This is a genomic window from Paraburkholderia solitsugae (assembly GCF_013177695.1).
Classification (GTDB): domain Bacteria; phylum Pseudomonadota; class Gammaproteobacteria; order Burkholderiales; family Burkholderiaceae; genus Paraburkholderia; species Paraburkholderia solitsugae.
In genome coordinates, this window is sequence record NZ_WOEY01000141.1 from 51,109 (window position 1) to 67,245 (window position 16,137).

Sequence of the window (16,137 nt, forward strand, 5' to 3'; positions counted from 1 at the left end):
GCAAAACACGATGGCAATGCAAAATTAGAGTCGTAGGTCTTAACCCGGGGTTGTCGCCCGGGTTTTTTCGAGATTAAAATAGAACGATCGTTCGATATTGCCGTCACGCCGCTGAGGAGCGATATCCTCCTGCTAGAGCACCCACAACACGGCTGCCGCGAAAAGGCAGTCGCTATAATGTTCGTTGGGTTGACGTATTCGTAACTTTGGAGCGTGTGCATGAAAATCCTGGTGCCAGTCAAGAGAGTGGTCGATTACAACGTGAAAGTTCGAGTGAAATCGGACGGCACGGGCGTCGACATCGCGAACGTGAAGATGTCGATGAATCCGTTCGACGAAATCGCGGTTGAAGAAGCTGTTCGTCTGAGGGAAGCGGGCGTGGCGACCGAAGTGATCGCCGTGTCGGCGGGTGTCACGCAAGCGCAGGAAACGCTGCGCACGGCGCTGGCGATCGGCGCGGACCGCGCGATCCTGATCGAGTCGGGCGAAGACCTGCAGCCGCTGGCGGTCGCCAAGCTGCTCAAAGCGCTGGTCGACAAGGAGCAGCCGCAACTGGTCATCCTCGGCAAGCAGGCTATCGACGACGATTCGAACCAGACCGGCCAGATGCTGGCTGCGCTGGCTAACCTGCCGCAAGCCACGTTCGCCTCGAAGGTTGTCGTGGCCGACGGTAAGGCTACGGTTTCGCGCGAAGTCGACGGTGGCGCGGAAACGCTGTCGCTGAGCCTGCCGGCTGTGATCACGACCGACCTGCGCCTGAACGAGCCGCGCTACGTCACGTTGCCGAACATCATGAAGGCGAAGAAAAAACCGCTGGAAGTCATCAAGCCGGAAGACCTCGGCGTTGATGTGACGCCGCGCCTGAAGACGCTGAAAGTCGTTGAGCCGCCGAAGCGCTCCGCCGGTGTAAAGGTGCCGGATGTGAAGACGCTGGTCGAGAAGCTGAAGACCGAAGCCAAGGTGCTGTAAGGAGACGGACGAAATGACGAATCTGGTAATTGCAGAACACGATAACGCGTCGATCAAGGCCGCGACGCTGAACACGATTGCAGCCGCGCAGAAGATCGGTGGCGATATTCACGTGCTGGTCGCAGGGCACAACGCACAGGCTGCGGCGGATGCGGCAGCAAAGATTGCAGGTGTTGCGAAGGTGCTGCTGGCCGACGCGGCGCAACTCGAAGCGGGCCTGGCGGAAAACATCCAGGCAACCGTGATGAACATCGCGAAGGACTACACGCACATCCTCGCGCCGGCGACTGCCTACGGCAAGAACATCGCGCCGCGTATCGCCGCGAAGCTCGACGTCGCGCAGATCAGCGACATCACCGCAGTGGACAGCGCCGACACGTTCGAGCGCCCGATCTACGCGGGTAACGCGATCGCGACGGTGCAATCGGCTGATCCGATCAAGGTCATCACGGTCCGCACGACCGGTTTCGACCCGGTGGCAGCAGAAGGCGGTAGCGCAACCGTCGAGAAGATCGAAGCGGCAGCCGACACGGGCCTCTCGCAATTCGTGAGCCGTGAAGTGACGAAGCTGGATCGTCCGGAACTGACGTCGGCGAAGATCATCGTTTCCGGTGGCCGTGGTCTGGGCAATGGCGAGAACTACACCAAGATTCTGGAGCCGCTGGCTGACAAGCTGAACGCAGCGCTGGGCGCATCGCGCGCAGCCGTCGATGCAGGCTTCGTGCCGAACGACTATCAGGTCGGCCAGACCGGCAAGATCGTCGCGCCGCAACTGTATGTGGCGGTCGGTATCTCGGGTGCGATCCAGCATCTGGCCGGCATGAAAGACTCGAAGGTGATCGTCGCCATCAACAAGGACCCGGAAGCGCCGATTTTCAGCGTCGCCGATTATGGTCTGGTGGGCGATCTGTTCACGCTCGTGCCGGAACTTGTGAACGAGCTCGGCTAAGCGCCGCAGCGCCGGTAAAAGGCGTCTGGCAGCACACGAAAGGGCGTGGGACCTATCAAGTCCGGCGCCCTTTTTTATATCGAAAGGCAGGAGGAGAACTGAAATGAGCTATACGGCGCCCATCAAGGACATGCTGTTCGTGATGAAAGAACTGGCCGGTCTCGAAGATATCGCGACGCTGCCGGGCTTCGAAGATGCGAACCTCGACACGGCTCAGGCCGTGCTCGAAGAATCGGCGAAACTGTGCGGCGAAGTGCTGGCGCCGCTGAACGTTGAAGGCGATCGCAATCCGAGCAGCTGGAAAGACGGCGTGGTCACCGCAACGCCCGGTTTCAAGGACGCATTCCGCCAGTTTGGCGAAGGCGGCTGGCAAGGCGTGCAACATCCGGTCGAGTATGAAGGCCAGGGCCTGCCCAAGCTGATCGCCACAGCCTGTATCGAGATGCTGAACGCGTCGAACCTGTCGTTCGCGCTGTGCCCGCTGCTCACGGATGGGGCCATCGAGGCGCTGCTCACGGCGGGCAGCGAAGAGCAGAAGCAAACCTACGTGCCCAAGCTGATTGCAGGCGTTTGGACCGGCACGATGAACCTGACCGAGCCGCAAGCCGGCTCCGATCTCGCGCTGGTGCGCACGCGCGCGGAGCCGCAAGGTGACGGTTCGTTCAAGCTGTTTGGCACGAAGATTTTCATCACGTGGGGCGAGCACGACATGGCGAAGAACATCGCCCATCTCGTGCTGGCGCGCACGCCGAATGCACCGGAAGGCGTGAAGGGCATTTCGCTCTTCATCGTGCCGAAGTTTCTCATCAACGAAGAAGGCTCGCCCGGCGAGCGCAATGACGTCCATTGCGTGTCGATTGAACACAAGCTCGGCATCAAGGCGAGCCCGACCGCGGTGCTGCAATTTGGCGATCACGGCGGCGCGATCGGGCATCTGATCGGCGAAGAAAATCGCGGCCTCGAATACATGTTCATCATGATGAACGCGGCGCGTTTCGCGGTGGGCATGCAGGGTGTTGCCATGTCGGATCGCGCGTATCAGAAGGCCGTCGCGTATGCGAAGGATCGCGTGCAAAGCCGGCCGGTGGATGGCTCCGCGAAACAATCGGTGGCGATCATTCAACACCCGGACGTGCGCCGCATGCTCGCGACGATGCGTGGCCTTACGGAAGCATCGCGCGCGTTGGCGTATGTCGCCGCGGCTCACAGCGATATCGCGCATCGTCATCCTGATGAAGCGAAACGCGCTGAACATCAGGCGATCTACGAATACCTCGTGCCGATCGTGAAGGGCTGGAGCACGGAGCTGTCGATCGACGTGACGAGCCTCGGCGTGCAGGTGCACGGTGGCATGGGCTTCATCGAAGAAACGGGCGCCGCGCAGTACTACCGCGACGCGCGCATTCTGCCGATTTACGAAGGGACGACCGCGATTCAGGCCAACGACCTGATCGGCCGCAAGACGGTGCGCGACGGTGGCAAGGTCGCGAAGTCGCTGCTGGCCGGTGTCGCGGAAACGATCGAGGCGCTCGGCGCGCAACAAGGCGCTGCGTTCGATTCGATGAAGACGTATCTGGCGCAGGGTCATCGCTCGTTGAGCGCGGCGGTCGATTTTGTTGTCGCCAACACGAAGAGCGATCCGAACGCGGTGTTCGCCGGCAGCGTGCCGTATCTGAAGTTGGCGGGCGTTGTGCTGGGCGGCTGGCAGATGGCTCGTGCGTTGCTCGTGGCGGCTGAAAAGCGCGACGAGGATCCGTCGTTCTACGGCGCGAAGATCGCGACGGCGCAGTTCTATGCCGAGCATGTGCTGCCGCTGGCTTCGGCGTTGGAAGCGTCGATCGTTAGCGCGAAGGGTGGGGAGAGCGTGCTGGCGTTGTCGGAAGATCAGTTCTGATATTGCACTTCTTCTCTCGAGCCAATTAGCGAAAGCTCGTGCGAAAAAAGCAAACGGCGCCTTGTGAGGCGCCGTTTGCTTTTGTCAGGCCGGTCTGTCTGGGATGACGAACCGGCGCAACCGCTCGCGAAGCGTTAAAACATTAAACCTTACGCATAAGCCGGACGATGCGCACCGCCGATCTCGCCGAGATAGCGATGCACCGACAGATCATCCGCCTTGATCACCGGCTGCTTGCCCGACATCACATCGGCCAGCAATTGGCCCGAGCCACACGACATCGTCCAGCCCAGCGTGCCGTGACCCGTGTTCAGGAACAGGTTCGGCACAGGGGTGCGGCCGACGATCGGCGTGCCATCCGGCGTCATCGGACGCAGGCCGGTCCAGAAGCTGGCCTTCGTCGTATCGCCGCCGCCCGGGAACAGATCGTTCACGCACAGTTCCAGCGTTTCGCGGCGTGCCTGGCGCAACGACTTGTCGAAGCCGACGATCTCCGCCATGCCGCCGACGCGAATCCGGTCGTCAAAGCGCGTGATCGCGATCTTGTAGGTCTCGTCTAGCACGGTGGAAATCGGCGCCGCTGCTTTATTGACGATCGGCGCGGTGATCGAATAGCCCTTGAGCGGGTAGACCGGAATCTTCACGAGGCCGGACAGGAATTTCGTCGAGTACGAACCGAGCGCGACAACGAACGAATCCGCGCGCACCAGTTCAGCGCCGCATTGCACGCCGGCGATACGGTCGCCCGCCATGGCGAGTGCGTCGATCGGCGTGTTGTAGCGGAACTTGACGCCCAGTTGCTCGGCGAGCGCGGCGAGGCGCGTGGTGAACATCTGGCAGTCGCCGGTTTCGTCGCCCGGCAGGCGCAGACCGCCCGTCAGTTTGTGTGAGACCGCGGCGAGGGCCGGTTCAGCTTGCGCGAGTTCGGCCGGCGATAGCAGTTCATACGGCACGTTGGCTTCCTGCAGCACGGCGATGTCTTTCGCGGCGCCGTCGAACTGCTGTTGCGTGCGGAATACCTGCAGCGTGCCGCCCGTGCGGCCTTCGTACTGGATGCCGGTTTCGGCGCGCAGCGCTTGCAAACAATCGCGGCTGTATTCGGCGAGGCGGACCATGCGGCCCTTGTTCACCGCATAACGCGACGACGTGCAGTTCTGCAGCATCTGCCACATCCATTGCAACTGGAATTGCGTGCCGTCGAGGCGGATCGCCAGCGGCGCATGCTTCTGGAACATCCACTTGACCGCCTTCAGCGGCACGCCCGGCGCCGCCCATGGCGACGCATAGCCCGGCGAGATCTGGCCGGCATTGGCAAAGCTGGTTTCGAGCGCCGGGCCGGCCTCGCGGTCGATCACCGTGACTTCGTGACCGGCACGCGCCAGATAATAAGCACTCGTCACCCCGACGACGCCACTGCCCAAAACGACGACTCGCATAGCTGCTCCAGGATATTCAATAAGAGTTCTGAGGGCGCCGCGCTCGTGGATTCGTTGGAATTCGTTCGATTAACGAGGTGTAACGCGGATCGCCCAGTGTTAACCGCTATACTATTAACAGTCAGGTAGGTTTTGTTATTGTATTTTCAAGATTTTCAGCAAAAACACTATGCGTACACAGCGCCAACCGGTCCGGGCCCTCGACAAACTCGATCACAAGATCCTGCGGCTCTTGCAGCAGGACGGCCGGATGGCGATGAAAGACCTCGCCGAGCAGGTGGGGCTGTCGGTTACGCCCTGCATCGAGCGCGTTAAGCGAATGGAGCGCGACGGTGTGATCACGGGCTATCACGCGCGCGTGAACCCGGCTGAACTGGGCGCGGCGCTGCTGGTGTTCGTCGAGATCACGCTCGATCACAAAAGCGGAAACATGTTCGACCAGTTCCGCCGTGAAGTGCAGAAGATCCCCGAGGTGCTGGAGTGCCACCTCGTCTCGGGCGACTTCGACTATCTGATCAAGGCGCGCATCGGCGAAATGGCCGACTACCGTAAGCTGCTGGGCGACATCCTGCTGCAACTGCCCGGCGCGGTGCAGTCGAAGAGCTATGTGGTGATGGAAGAGATCAAGGAGACGCTGACGATCGCGGTTGGCGATTAGCTCGCGCGGCAGGGACGTAGCTGGACTCGACAAACGGCGTAAACACTGTATATTTATACAGGTGTTTTGCGCCGTTTCTGTTTTTGCGTGCTCCAGCCGTGACCGATTCCGACATCCATTCCGCTAACGAATTTCCGATCGCTCCACCCACGCCCCGCAAGGGGCGCGGCGCGGTGACGAACCTGCAAGGCCGTTACGAAGTCGACCAGCGCGAAGTGGTGGACGACGGCTGGCTTTCGTCGCCGGAAGCAGACGGCGAGCCCAAGGCCTTGCGCACGCAGGTTTTCGAAGAGCGCGCCAAGACCATTCTCACGCGTAATGCGTCTCCGGATATTCCGTTCAGCGTGTCGCTGAACCCGTATCGGGGCTGCGAACATGGCTGTATTTACTGCTTCGCGCGGCCTACACATAGTTATCTGGGGCTCTCACCGGGGCTCGACTTCGAAAGCCGCATCTACGCGAAGGTCAATGCGCCGGAGTTGCTCGAGCGCGAGTTGTCGAAGAAGTCCTATGTGCCCGAGCCGATTGCGCTCGGCGTCAATACGGATGCCTGGCAGCCCGTCGAGCGCGATTTGCGGCTGACGCGGCGGGTGATCGAAGTGCTCAGCGAGCGGGGCCATCCGTTCGCGGCGATCACCAAATCGTCGCTGATCGAGCGCGATCTCGATCTGCTCGCACCCATGGCAGCGCGCGGGCAGTTCATGGCGGCCATTACGATCACCACGCTGGATGCGGGTATCGCGCGCACGCTTGAACCGCGTGCGGCCACGCCGTCGCGCCGATTGCGCACGATCCGTACGTTGACCGAGGCGGGCATTCCCGTTGGCGTCAGTATCGCGCCGGTGATTCCGTTCGTCACCGAGCCGGACATGGAGCGCGTGCTGGAAGCTTGTGCGGAAGCCGGTGCATGCAACGCGAGCTACATCGTGTTGCGCTTGCCGTGGGAAGTCGCACCACTATTCAAGGATTGGCTCGCGGCGCATTTTCCCGATCGGGCTGACCGGGTGATGAGTCGCGTCCGCGATATGCGGGGCGGGAAAGACTACGACTCGAACTTTTCCACCCGAATGAAGGGGGAGGGACTGTGGGCGGACCTGCTGAAGCAGCGCTTCCACAACGCTGTGCGCCGGCTCGGGTTGAACCGGCGCGATCGCGGCATTCTGGATATGTCGCATTTTCGCCGGGTCGAGCCGGTGCGTGCTGAACCGCCGCCACGCGAGAATCCGCAGATGAGGCTTTTTTAGCGTGGCGCGCGTCAGGTTATTGCGACAGCGCTTTGGCGGCTTGTACCTGGCCTTCAAAGTAAGTCTGGAACGAGATCGCGAGGCCCGTCATCAGCAGGAACGCGCCGATCAGCAGCGAAAAGATCACGATGAAAATGACGGTCCAGCCAGAGCGGCTTTTGCGCTGGGTTTGCGCGTTGAACTGCGCGTCCCATTTTTCATCCGGCCGCAGGCCGTAGACAATCGCCGCCAGAAAGGCGGAGAGCAGCGAAACGGCGCCGAAAAAAGCGAGTACCCAGCCGAGCATCGAGGCCCGCTCGCTTGCCACCACCAGCATGGCGCCAGGAATGCCGATCAGCGTACCTAGCAGATGGGCCCAGCCGTAAATGTCGCGCGTGCCGTACAAGTAGAAACGGTGGGCGCCAAGGCTGCCGAAGAAGAACGCCAGCGCGGCAGTAATCGTCTTGGATCTGAAACGCAAGGAAGTCGAAGCAAGGGTGGACATGTAGGCGAGAGCAGAGTGACAGACGGTCGAAAGGAGCGGTGCGCCGGTGGGCACGGACCGACGCGCATTCTACGCCCGCGGCGCGCTTACGGCGAAGGCTAAGGCGCTGAATAGGTCACGCGGTAGACCGCGCCGGCGTAGTCGTCGCTGATCAGGAGCGAACCATCGGGCATCGGTTGGACGTCGACCGGGCGGCCCCACACCGCTTCGCCCGGTTGGAGCCAGCCTTCGGCAAAGACTTCCTGATGCGCGTTGCTGCCGTCCGGGTTGGTGATCACCCGCACGACCCGGTAGCCGACTTTCGTGCTGCGATTCCACGAACCGTGTTCGGCGATAAAAATAGTGTTTCGATACGCGGCCGGAAACATCGAGCCGCTGTAAAAACGCATGCCGAGCGAGGCGACGTGCGCACCGAGTTTGACAACCGGCGGCGTGAAGGCGCTGCACGGATGGTCTTTGCCGAATTCGGGGTCGGGCGTGTCGCCGCCATGGCAATATGGAAAGCCAAAGTCCATGCCGACGCGTGGCGCGTAGTTGAGCTTGTCGTCCGGCACGTCGTCGCCCATCATGTCGCGGCCGTTGTCGGTGAACCACAACTCATGCGTCACAGGGTGCCACGCGAAGCCGACCGTATTACGAACACCGCGCGCCACGACTTCATAATGACTGCCGTCCGGGTTCATGCGGCCGATTAGCCCAAAGCGGTTGCGGTCTGTCAGGCAGACGTTGCAGGGCGCGCCTTGGGGCACATACAGCTTGCCATCCGGCCCGAAGGCGATGAATTTCCAGCCATGATGAGTCTCTGTCGGCAGTGTGTCGGTGACGATGGCGGGCTTGGGCGGGTCGTTCAGATGGGTATCGATCGCGTCGTAGCGTAGAATTTTCGACACTGCGGACACATACAGCGCGCCGTTCCGCCACGCCACGCCCGCAGGCGTTTCCAGGCCGGAGGCGATCACGTGGCGAGCCGTCACGCGTCCATTTTGCAATTCGAGCGCGTAGACGTGGCCGTCGAGGCTGCCTATATAAAGAATGCCCTTCGGCGAGAGCGCCATCCCCCGCGCGCTCGGCACCTCGTCCGACAGGACTTCGATATGGAAGCCCGGCGGCAGTTTGATACGCTCGATCGGCAGCGCGGCTAGCGCCGGCAGGGCAGTGGCGGCGAGCAACAACGCCGCGCCTGCTCGCAGGGCCTGAACGCGGACGGAGCGCGAAAAGCTGGCAACGCGCCGAAAGACGACGAAAGAAGCGAAAAAAACCGCAGGCGGTGGCAGGAGTTTCACGGGCGCTCCGTCAGGTAGTTCGGGCGTTTCGGCGTGGTCCGGGGTCCTCATCTGTATGGCAGGGACAACCCCGTCGCTCAGTTTATCCCCGTAAGTGTTTGTTATGGCGTCGGTTTCCCGCTATAATCGCGTGTTTCAGTCGTTCCGAACCCCGGTTTTCAAGGATTCTAGTATGGTCATCATCCGCTTGGCTCGTGGCGGCTCCAAGAAGCGCCCGTTCTACAACATCGTCGCAACCGATTCGCGTAACCGTCGTGACGGCCGCTTCATCGAACGCGTTGGTTTCTACAACCCGGTCGCTACGAAGGGTGAGTCGCTGCGTATCGCTCAAGACCGCCTGACGTACTGGCAAGGCGTTGGCGCACAACTGTCGCCGACCGTCGAGCGTCTCGTGAAAGAAGCGCAAAAGGCGCAGCCGGCTGCTTAATGGTAGCTAGGATGCGTATCGTCGTCGGTTCGGCCGGCGGCCACGCAGCTTGCGTGAGCAGTCCGATGCGCGAGTTTTACTGAAGCAGACGTCGAAGTTGGCAGCGAGGTTCTCTTATGTCTGGGCGTGATTCCGGTGGTTCTGATCGCGTAAAGGCAAAAGCAGCCGCCCCGCGCGCGAAGACGTCTGATCAGGGGCCGTTCGGTGCATTCGTCCGCAAGCCGGTCGAACGAGCCGAAGGCAAGGCGAAAGCCGAAGTTGCAAGCGCCGGTTCCAACGCAGCAGGTATGCGCGCGGAAACGGTGGAAAGCTGGCCGGCCGATGCGGTCGAGGTCGGTGCGATCGTCGACGCTTACGGCCTCAAAGGCTGGGTCAAGGTAGCCGCGCATGCGGATGCCGGGCACGGCGGAGACGCGTTGCTAAGCGCGAAGCGCTGGTGGTTGCTGAAAGGCCACGAGCGCAAGTCGGCGCCGTCATTACAGGCAAAAACGCATAGCGACAGTATCGTTGCCCATCTGGGCGGCGTAACTGACCGTGATGTGGCACTGGCAATGCGTGGCACGCGCGTTTATATCAGCCGCAGCGAATTTCCGGCCCTCGAAGCCGACGAATTCTACTGGGTGGACCTGCTCGGCCTGGATGTGGTGAACGTTGCCGGGGTCAACCTCGGCAAGGTTGCAGACATGATCGACAACGGTGCGCACTCGGTGTTGCGTATCGAATATCCGGATACCGATAAAAACGGTAAGCCGGTGACCGGCGAGCGCTTGATCCCGTTCGTCGGCGTCTTTGTCAAAACGGTGGATCAGGCGGCGAAGCAGATCATCGTCGACTGGGAAGCCGATTACTAAATAACTCGCTGACTGGAGAGAGCGATGCAGTTCGATGTCGTGACGCTCTTTCCTGACATGTTTCGTGCGCTGACCGACTGGGGCATCACCAGCCGTGCGGCGAAGCAGGAGCGCTACGGGTTGCGCACGTGGAATCCCCGCGATTTCACTACGGACAACTACCGCACAATCGACGATCGCCCCTACGGCGGCGGCCCCGGCATGGTCATGCTGGCCAAGCCCCTGGAAGACGCGATCGGCGCGGCGAAAGCGGCGCAGGCGGAGCAGGGCATCGGCGCGTCGCGCGTCGTGATGATGTCGCCGCAAGGCACCACGCTGAATCACGATCGTGTCATGCAGTTCGCGGCCGAGCCTGGTCTGATCCTGTTGTGCGGGCGCTATGAAGCGATCGATCAGCGTTTGCTCGACCGTGTCGTCGACGAAGAAGTCAGCCTCGGCGACTTCGTGCTGTCAGGCGGCGAATTGCCGGCCATGGCGTTGATGGATGCGGTGGTGCGTCAGTTGCCCGGCGTGCTGAACGATTCGCAATCGGCGGTGCAGGACAGTTTCGTCGACGTACTGCTGGATTGTCCGCATTACACGCGTCCGGAGGAATACGACGGCGTGCGTGTGCCCGATGTACTGCTCGGCGGCCATCATGCGGAAATCGAAGCGTGGCGTCGGCGTGAGGCCTTGCGTAATACGTTGAACAAACGGCCCGATCTGATCGTGAAGGCCAGAAAGAACAAGATGTTGAGCCGTGCCGACGAGGCATGGCTTACGAGTCTCGCGAAGGAAGCGTCGAAGGCGTAAAGCCTAGGTCTTTCGAGCGGACATAGGCGGTGCCGCACATGCGTGTACGGCGCCAGATGTGAACCCATCCTCTATCGGGGCCGTAGCCAAGCGCAACAGGTCAAACCAGCGCGCGGCAGGTACGAACGCCGACAAGATGGACTTAGGAGTCAGTGATGAATCTGATTGCAATACTCGAGCAGGAAGAAATCGGCCGCGCCCTCGGCGAGAAGACCATCCCCGAATTCGCCCCCGGCGATACGGTGATCGTCAGCGTGAACGTGGTTGAAGGTACGCGCAAGCGTGTTCAGGCTTACGAAGGCGTCGTCATCGCCAAGCGTAACCGTGGTCTGAATTCGTCGTTCATCGTCCGCAAGATTTCGTCGGGCGAAGGCGTCGAGCGTACGTTCCAGACGTACTCGCCGCTGCTGGCAAGCATCGTCGTGAAGCGTCGTGGCGATGTGCGTCGTGCGAAGCTGTACTACCTGCGTGACCGTTCGGGCAAGTCGGCTCGAATCAAGGAAAAGCTGGTCGCAAAGAAAGACCGCGCTGCTCCGGAAGCGTAAATGCTGTAAGAAAAAGCACCCTTCGCGGGTGCTTTTTTGTTTGCCAGGTCAAAATAGCGGCATGTCCCCTATCCGCTCATTCCGAGAGACCCGTTGACCCGCCCCGCCTTTGAGCCTGAAACTCTGCCTGTCGAAGCGACGGGTGCCGATCTGCCGCCGGTCGTTGCCGGGCGCCTGACGCCCGACGGTCTGCGTGGGCGTTTCAAGCAGCGTCTTAGCTGGACGCCTGAACCCATTATCGAAGTGCCGTGGCGTGACGTGCGCGCCGACCCGCGCGTTGCCGCCGTGCTGGTGCCACTGGTCGTGCGCGACAACGGTCTCACCGTGCTGCTGACCCAACGTGCCGACCATCTGAACGACCACGCCGGCCAGGTGAGCTTTCCCGGCGGCCGTCATGAACCGTTCGACGCAGATTCGACCGCCACGGCATTGCGCGAGGCGCAGGAAGAAGTCGGACTTGATCCGTCGCGCGTTGAAATTCTCGGTGCATTGCCCGACTATCTGACGGGCACCGGGTTTCGCGTGTCGCCCGTGATCGGTCTCGTCCATCCGCCTTTCACGTTGAAAGTAGATGCACTCGAAGTGGCCGAAGTCTTCGAAGTGCCGCTCGCTTTTCTGATGGATCCGGCGCATCACGAAGAACGCGTGTTTCGTTACGAGGGCGGCGAGCGGCGCTTCTTCGCCATGCCTTATCCGCGAGCCGCGTCGGCGTCTGAAGATCGCGAGGATCAGGTGGGCGGCCATCATTTCATCTGGGGCGCGACAGCGGCGATGCTGCGCAACTTCTATCGCTTTCTCGCGGCGTGAGCTGCGTCGGACTGTGCAGTTGTTGGGTGTTTGTCAACGTCTGCGCTCAGTCGCATCCGACCCTGTGCTATCGTTATAAAACAATCGTAAAAACTCGAAAAGCACGGCGCATCGCATGACTTTTTTCTCCGTATTGCTGGCTCTGATTATTGAACAGGTCCGCGCGCTGTCGCTGAACAATCCAGTGGCGGCATTGCTTCAATACCATGCGGAGTCGGCGGCGCACGGATTCGATGCCGGCAAGCCCAAGCATGGCTTGCTTGCGTGGCTCGTGGTGGTGGTGCCCTGGACGCTGGCCGTCGCGCTCATCTACTACGTGCTTTATCACATTCACTTTGCGCTGGCGTTCCTGTGGAACGTCGCGGTGCTGTACTTCACGCTCGGCTTCCGGCAGTTCAGCCATTACTTCACCGATATCCACCTCGCGTTGAACAACGACGATGTGCCGCGCGCGCGTGAAATCCTGCATGAATGGACCGGGCTCGACACCGTCGACATGCCCGTCAGCGAAATCGTGCGTCATACACTGATTCACGCGGTGGTGGCCTCGCACCGGCATGTGTTCGGCGTGTTCTTCTGGTTTCTGATTCCGGTTGGGCCGGCGGGCGCGGTGCTGTATCGGGTTGCCGAGTATCTGGCGCGCACGTGGGCGCGGCCGGTCGACGATCGTACCGCCGCGTTTTCGAGTTTCGCGCAGCGCGCGTTTTTTGTGATCGACTGGGTGCCGGCGCGACTGACCTCGCTGGGCTTTGCGATCGTTGGTAATTTCGAAGACGCGATTTATGCATGGCGCAACCACGCGCGGCAGTGGCCCGATGCGAACGACGGGGTGTTGCTCGCCGCGGGCAGTGGGGCGCTGGGTGCGCGTCTGAGCGGGCCGCTCGCCGAGCCGTCGAGTCTCGACGCGCTGGCCACCGGTGACGGTGGCCCGATGCAGGTCGGCGACGACTGCACACCGCGCACGCTGCAATCGGCGGTCGGTCTCGTGTGGCGCGCGGTGGTGCTGTGGATGATTTTGTTGCTGATGCTTACGATCGCGGTGTGGCTGGCGTGATGCGGATCGCTTGAGTTAGCGTGTGACTAGTGCAACGCAGAGAAAAGCCGAGTGTGAACTCGGCTTTTTTATTGTTCACGCTGCGGTGGCTTCGCCACTTAGCACCTGAGCCCGAGCCGCTTCACTGTCTATCAGCCGCACCCGACCCGCTTCACCGTTTGTCACCCGCGCCCGATCGCTCGCTTCGCAGTTCGCCTACGCCCCAACCGCTTCAACCATCCAGCGGATTGCGCGCCGTCCCACACTGCCAGCACACCGTGAACTGCGCCTCGAGCGTCTCCCCGCACTGTCGGCATTGCCACGAAGGCGCGCCCGCCGCCGGCCCATGCGAAGCTGCGTCGATCAGGCGCCGTGCCATCACCTCGTCGCGTTCATCGACAAGCCACAGCTCCGGTGCGCACTGTTCCGCCGGAATATCGCCTAGCGCGCCGTTCAGATAACGGTTATGCAACTCGCAAGCGATGCCTGCCGTCGCCAGCACATTGACCCAATGCTGTCCGATGATCAGATTCGGCGCGCGCATCAATTTCATCGTGAATCCATGGGTTGGCAGCGGCGCGCATCAGCGCACGATCTGGCCGGCTTCGTGCACCAGTTGCGCATACAGGGCATGCCGTTCGCGCCGGATTCCGCCATCGGCGACTGCTTCGAGAATCGCGCAGCCCGGCTCCTGCAAATGATGGCAGTTGTAGAAGCGGCAGTTCGGCAGCAACGGCCGGAACTCGGGAAATGCGCGTTCGAGCCGGCCTTCGGTCAGATGATGCAGGCCGAATTCCTGGAAGCCCGGCGAATCGATCAACGCACCGCTGTCGCCGCCGGGCAAAGGGTAGAGCCGTGTGAACGTGGTGGTATGCCGCCCGCTGTTCAACGCGGTTGAAATCTCACGCGTGGCGACTTCGGCATCCGGAATCAGCAGATTCACCAACGTCGATTTGCCCATGCCCGACTGGCCGAGTAGCAGCGTTGAGTGACCTTGCAGATGCTCGAGCAACGCGGGTCGCGCGGCATCCGGCTGCGTCTTGATCGACACTTCGACCACGGTGTAGCCGAGCGCGCGGTACGGCTCGAGCCGCCTGCGCGCACCCTCCAGCGCACCGGTCACGTCGATCTTGTTCAGCACGATCAACGGCTTCAGCTCGTTCGCCTCAGCGGCAACCAGCGCCCGTCCAAGCAGGTCCTCGCTGAAGTGCGGCTCGGTCGCTAACACGACCAGCAACTGGTCGAGGTTCGCAGCAAAGAGTTTCGACTTGTACTGATCCGAGCGATACAGCAGATTGCGCCGCTCGCCGATCTCGACGATCACGCCCTGATCCGCCGAAGTCGGTTCGTAAATCACGCGATCGCCGACCGCCACTTCGCTGCGCTTGCCGCGCGGGAAGCACTGGAGCATCGGGCTGCCGTCTTCCGGCGCGACCATGTAGTGGCGCCCATGAGCGGCAATCACGAGCCCTGCTACGCGCGTGCTGGACGGCGCGCGCGGCGCTTTCGGGGAGCGGGCGCTCATGCGTGCCGCAGCAGGCGGTCGATCCGCTGCGACGCCGGCGGATGCGAGTAATAGAACGCGGTGTAGAGCGGATCCGGCGTCAGGGTCGACGCGTTGTCCTCATACAGCTTGACGAGCGCGTTGACGAGGTCTTGCGCATCGGTTTGCGTCGCGGCGAAGGCGTCGGCCTCGAACTCGTGCTTGCGCGAGCTCAGGCTGCCGAGCGGCGTGACGAAGAACAGGAACACCGGCAGCGCGAGGAAGAACAGCACCAGCGCGAGGCCGCTATTACCGCCGATCAGCGAGGGCCGCACGCCCAGTCCTTCATAGAACCACACGCATTGCGTCAGCCAGCCGAGCAGGGCGAGCATCGCGAGGCTGATCGCGAACATGACGACCATCCGCTTGATCACGTGACGGCGCTTGAAGTGGCCGAGTTCGTGCGCGAGCACCGCTTCGATCTCGTTGCCCGACAGGCGCGCGAGCAGCGTGTCGAAGAACACGATCCGCTTGGCGGCGCCGAAGCCGGTGAAATACGCATTGCCGTGCGCCGAACGGCGGCTGCCGTCCATCACGAACAGGCCCTTGGCGGCGAAACCGCAGCGTTTCATCAGTGCTTCGATACGGCTTTTCAGCGCTTCGTCCTTGAGCGGCTCGAACTTGTTGAAGAGCGGTGCGATAAACGACGGATACAGCACCAGCACGAGCAGCTGAAACGCGACCCAGACGATCCACGTCCACAGCCACCACAGGCTGCCCGCCTGGGTCATCAGCCACAGCACGACGAACAGCAGCGGCAGGCCGAACGCGGCGCCAAGCAGGACGCCCTTGAGACGGTCGAGGAAGAAAATACCCTTGCTCATCCGGTTGAAGCCGAAGCGTTGCTCGACCACGAATTGCCGGTAGTACTCGAACGGCAGATCGATCGCGCTGGTGATCGCGATCACCGCCGCGACCAGCGCGATCTGACCGGCGTAGCCGCGGCCAAGCCAGTCGGAGATCGCCAGATCGAGCGCCTGCACGCCGCCCAGCAGCGTCAGACCGATCAGCACGGCCGCGCCGACGACGATCTCGATCATCGTCAGCCGCGTGCGTTCGACGGTGTAGTCGGCGGCACGCTGGTGCGCGGTGAGCGCGATGGTGCCGGCAAACTGGCTCGGCACCTGCTCGCGATGGCGGGCGACGAAGCGGATCTGCCGCGACGCGAGCCACAGTTTGGTGCCGACCATCGCCACGACGGCGATGACGAACAGAACAGTGA

At 61.9% G+C, this 16,137-nt stretch carries 17 protein-coding genes; 11 read left to right on the plus strand and 6 right to left on the minus strand.

All coding sequences use genetic code 11. The features are described 5' to 3' along the window. Positions 1 to 219 precede the first annotated feature (219 nt). The 3 genes from GNZ12_RS36575 (at position 220) to GNZ12_RS36585 (ending at position 3,812) form a co-directional block, all read left to right on the plus strand. Positions 220 to 969, plus strand: a complete 750-nt coding sequence (locus GNZ12_RS36575) for an electron transfer flavoprotein subunit beta/FixA family protein (RefSeq protein ID WP_172316903.1) — start codon at positions 220 to 222, stop codon at positions 967 to 969. Between the two features lie 13 nt (positions 970 to 982). Beyond that, a complete protein-coding gene (locus tag GNZ12_RS36580) occupies positions 983 to 1,918 on the plus strand; it encodes an electron transfer flavoprotein subunit alpha/FixB family protein (protein WP_172316905.1) in 936 nt (311 codons plus the stop codon). Positions 1,919 to 2,021: 103 nt separating this feature from the next. After that, entirely contained in the window at positions 2,022 to 3,812 is a 1,791-nt protein-coding gene (locus GNZ12_RS36585) for an acyl-CoA dehydrogenase (RefSeq protein WP_172316907.1), read from the plus strand. Between the two features lie 149 nt (positions 3,813 to 3,961). On the opposite strand, the gene GNZ12_RS36590 is transcribed toward GNZ12_RS36585, so the two are convergent. Further along, on the minus strand, positions 3,962 to 5,248 hold the full coding sequence (locus tag GNZ12_RS36590) for a D-amino acid dehydrogenase (RefSeq protein ID WP_172316909.1): 1,287 nt from the start codon (positions 5,246 to 5,248) through the stop codon (positions 3,962 to 3,964). Between the two features lie 169 nt (positions 5,249 to 5,417). Between GNZ12_RS36590 and GNZ12_RS36595 the strand changes: the two genes are divergently transcribed. After that, positions 5,418 to 5,906 (plus strand): Lrp/AsnC ligand binding domain-containing protein, encoded by a 489-nt coding sequence (locus GNZ12_RS36595; RefSeq protein ID WP_007180908.1) that lies wholly within the window; start codon positions 5,418 to 5,420, stop codon positions 5,904 to 5,906. A gap of 98 nt (positions 5,907 to 6,004) precedes the next feature. After that, positions 6,005 to 7,150, plus strand: coding sequence for a PA0069 family radical SAM protein (locus GNZ12_RS36600; protein ID WP_172316911.1), 1,146 nt, complete (start codon positions 6,005 to 6,007; stop codon positions 7,148 to 7,150). A gap of 16 nt (positions 7,151 to 7,166) precedes the next feature. On the opposite strand, the gene GNZ12_RS36605 is transcribed toward GNZ12_RS36600, so the two are convergent. Together GNZ12_RS36605 and GNZ12_RS36610 are read right to left on the minus strand one after the other, a co-directional pair. Next, positions 7,167 to 7,634 (minus strand): NINE protein, encoded by a 468-nt coding sequence (locus GNZ12_RS36605; RefSeq protein WP_172316913.1) that lies wholly within the window; start codon positions 7,632 to 7,634, stop codon positions 7,167 to 7,169. A gap of 98 nt (positions 7,635 to 7,732) precedes the next feature. Next, entirely contained in the window at positions 7,733 to 8,968 is a 1,236-nt protein-coding gene (locus GNZ12_RS36610) for a PQQ-dependent sugar dehydrogenase (protein ID WP_172316915.1), read from the minus strand. Between the two features lie 121 nt (positions 8,969 to 9,089). Here GNZ12_RS36610 and rpsP point away from each other — a divergent pair, with 121 nt between their 5' ends. The 6 genes from rpsP (at position 9,090) to GNZ12_RS36640 (ending at position 13,393) form a co-directional block, all read left to right on the plus strand. Further along, positions 9,090 to 9,344 carry a 30S ribosomal protein S16 gene (gene rpsP, locus GNZ12_RS36615; RefSeq protein WP_006050280.1) on the plus strand — a complete coding sequence of 85 codons (255 nt, stop codon included), beginning with the start codon at positions 9,090 to 9,092 and terminating at the stop codon, positions 9,342 to 9,344. A gap of 116 nt (positions 9,345 to 9,460) precedes the next feature. Then, a complete protein-coding gene (gene rimM / locus GNZ12_RS36620) occupies positions 9,461 to 10,195 on the plus strand; it encodes a ribosome maturation factor RimM (RefSeq protein ID WP_172316917.1) in 735 nt (244 codons plus the stop codon). A 24-nt stretch (positions 10,196 to 10,219) separates the two neighbouring features. Further along, complete coding sequence (gene trmD / locus GNZ12_RS36625) at positions 10,220 to 10,987, plus strand: tRNA (guanosine(37)-N1)-methyltransferase TrmD (RefSeq protein ID WP_172316919.1); 768 nt, start codon at positions 10,220 to 10,222, stop codon at positions 10,985 to 10,987. 155 nt (positions 10,988 to 11,142) lie between these two features. Then, positions 11,143 to 11,532, plus strand: coding sequence for a 50S ribosomal protein L19 (gene rplS / locus GNZ12_RS36630; protein WP_012433948.1), 390 nt, complete (start codon positions 11,143 to 11,145; stop codon positions 11,530 to 11,532). 93 nt (positions 11,533 to 11,625) lie between these two features. Beyond that, on the plus strand, positions 11,626 to 12,339 hold the full coding sequence (locus GNZ12_RS36635) for a CoA pyrophosphatase (RefSeq protein WP_172316921.1): 714 nt from the start codon (positions 11,626 to 11,628) through the stop codon (positions 12,337 to 12,339). Positions 12,340 to 12,454: 115 nt separating this feature from the next. Continuing rightward, positions 12,455 to 13,393 carry a CobD/CbiB family protein gene (locus GNZ12_RS36640; RefSeq protein WP_172316923.1) on the plus strand — a complete coding sequence of 313 codons (939 nt, stop codon included), beginning with the start codon at positions 12,455 to 12,457 and terminating at the stop codon, positions 13,391 to 13,393. 211 nt (positions 13,394 to 13,604) lie between these two features. On the opposite strand, the gene GNZ12_RS36645 is transcribed toward GNZ12_RS36640, so the two are convergent. The 3 genes from GNZ12_RS36645 to GNZ12_RS36655 all read right to left on the minus strand — a co-directional run. After that, positions 13,605 to 13,925, minus strand: a complete 321-nt coding sequence (locus GNZ12_RS36645; RefSeq protein WP_172316925.1) for a putative signal transducing protein — start codon at positions 13,923 to 13,925, stop codon at positions 13,605 to 13,607. A gap of 30 nt (positions 13,926 to 13,955) precedes the next feature. Next, entirely contained in the window at positions 13,956 to 14,897 is a 942-nt protein-coding gene (gene rsgA, locus GNZ12_RS36650) for a ribosome small subunit-dependent GTPase A (RefSeq protein ID WP_172316927.1), read from the minus strand. Then, a partial coding sequence (locus GNZ12_RS36655) for a M48 family metallopeptidase (RefSeq protein WP_172316929.1) occupies positions 14,894 to 16,137 on the minus strand: 1,244 nt, incomplete at its 5' end. The genes GNZ12_RS36655 and rsgA, both read right to left, overlap by 4 nt.

Excerpts from the sequence above, each read along its gene's own strand:
- GNZ12_RS36645 (WP_172316925.1), bottom strand. The coding sequence starts at position 13,925 with ATGAAATTGATGCGCGCGCCGAATCTGATCATCGGACAGCATTGGGTC.
- trmD (WP_172316919.1), top strand. The coding sequence starts at position 10,220 with ATGCAGTTCGATGTCGTGACGCTCTTTCCTGACATGTTTCGTGCGCTG.
- GNZ12_RS36585 (WP_172316907.1), top strand. The coding sequence starts at position 2,022 with ATGAGCTATACGGCGCCCATCAAGGACATGCTGTTCGTGATGAAAGAA.
- GNZ12_RS36595 (WP_007180908.1), top strand. The coding sequence starts at position 5,418 with ATGCGTACACAGCGCCAACCGGTCCGGGCCCTCGACAAACTCGATCAC.
- GNZ12_RS36575 (WP_172316903.1), top strand. The coding sequence starts at position 220 with ATGAAAATCCTGGTGCCAGTCAAGAGAGTGGTCGATTACAACGTGAAA.
- rpsP (WP_006050280.1), top strand. The coding sequence starts at position 9,090 with ATGGTCATCATCCGCTTGGCTCGTGGCGGCTCCAAGAAGCGCCCGTTC.
- GNZ12_RS36610 (WP_172316915.1), bottom strand. The coding sequence starts at position 8,968 with ATGAGGACCCCGGACCACGCCGAAACGCCCGAACTACCTGACGGAGCG.
- rsgA (WP_172316927.1), bottom strand. The coding sequence starts at position 14,897 with ATGAGCGCCCGCTCCCCGAAAGCGCCGCGCGCGCCGTCCAGCACGCGC.
- rplS (WP_012433948.1), top strand. The coding sequence starts at position 11,143 with ATGAATCTGATTGCAATACTCGAGCAGGAAGAAATCGGCCGCGCCCTC.
- GNZ12_RS36640 (WP_172316923.1), top strand. The coding sequence starts at position 12,455 with ATGACTTTTTTCTCCGTATTGCTGGCTCTGATTATTGAACAGGTCCGC.
- rimM (WP_172316917.1), top strand. The coding sequence starts at position 9,461 with ATGTCTGGGCGTGATTCCGGTGGTTCTGATCGCGTAAAGGCAAAAGCA.
- GNZ12_RS36580 (WP_172316905.1), top strand. The coding sequence starts at position 983 with ATGACGAATCTGGTAATTGCAGAACACGATAACGCGTCGATCAAGGCC.
- GNZ12_RS36605 (WP_172316913.1), bottom strand. The coding sequence starts at position 7,634 with ATGTCCACCCTTGCTTCGACTTCCTTGCGTTTCAGATCCAAGACGATT.
- GNZ12_RS36590 (WP_172316909.1), bottom strand. The coding sequence starts at position 5,248 with ATGCGAGTCGTCGTTTTGGGCAGTGGCGTCGTCGGGGTGACGAGTGCT.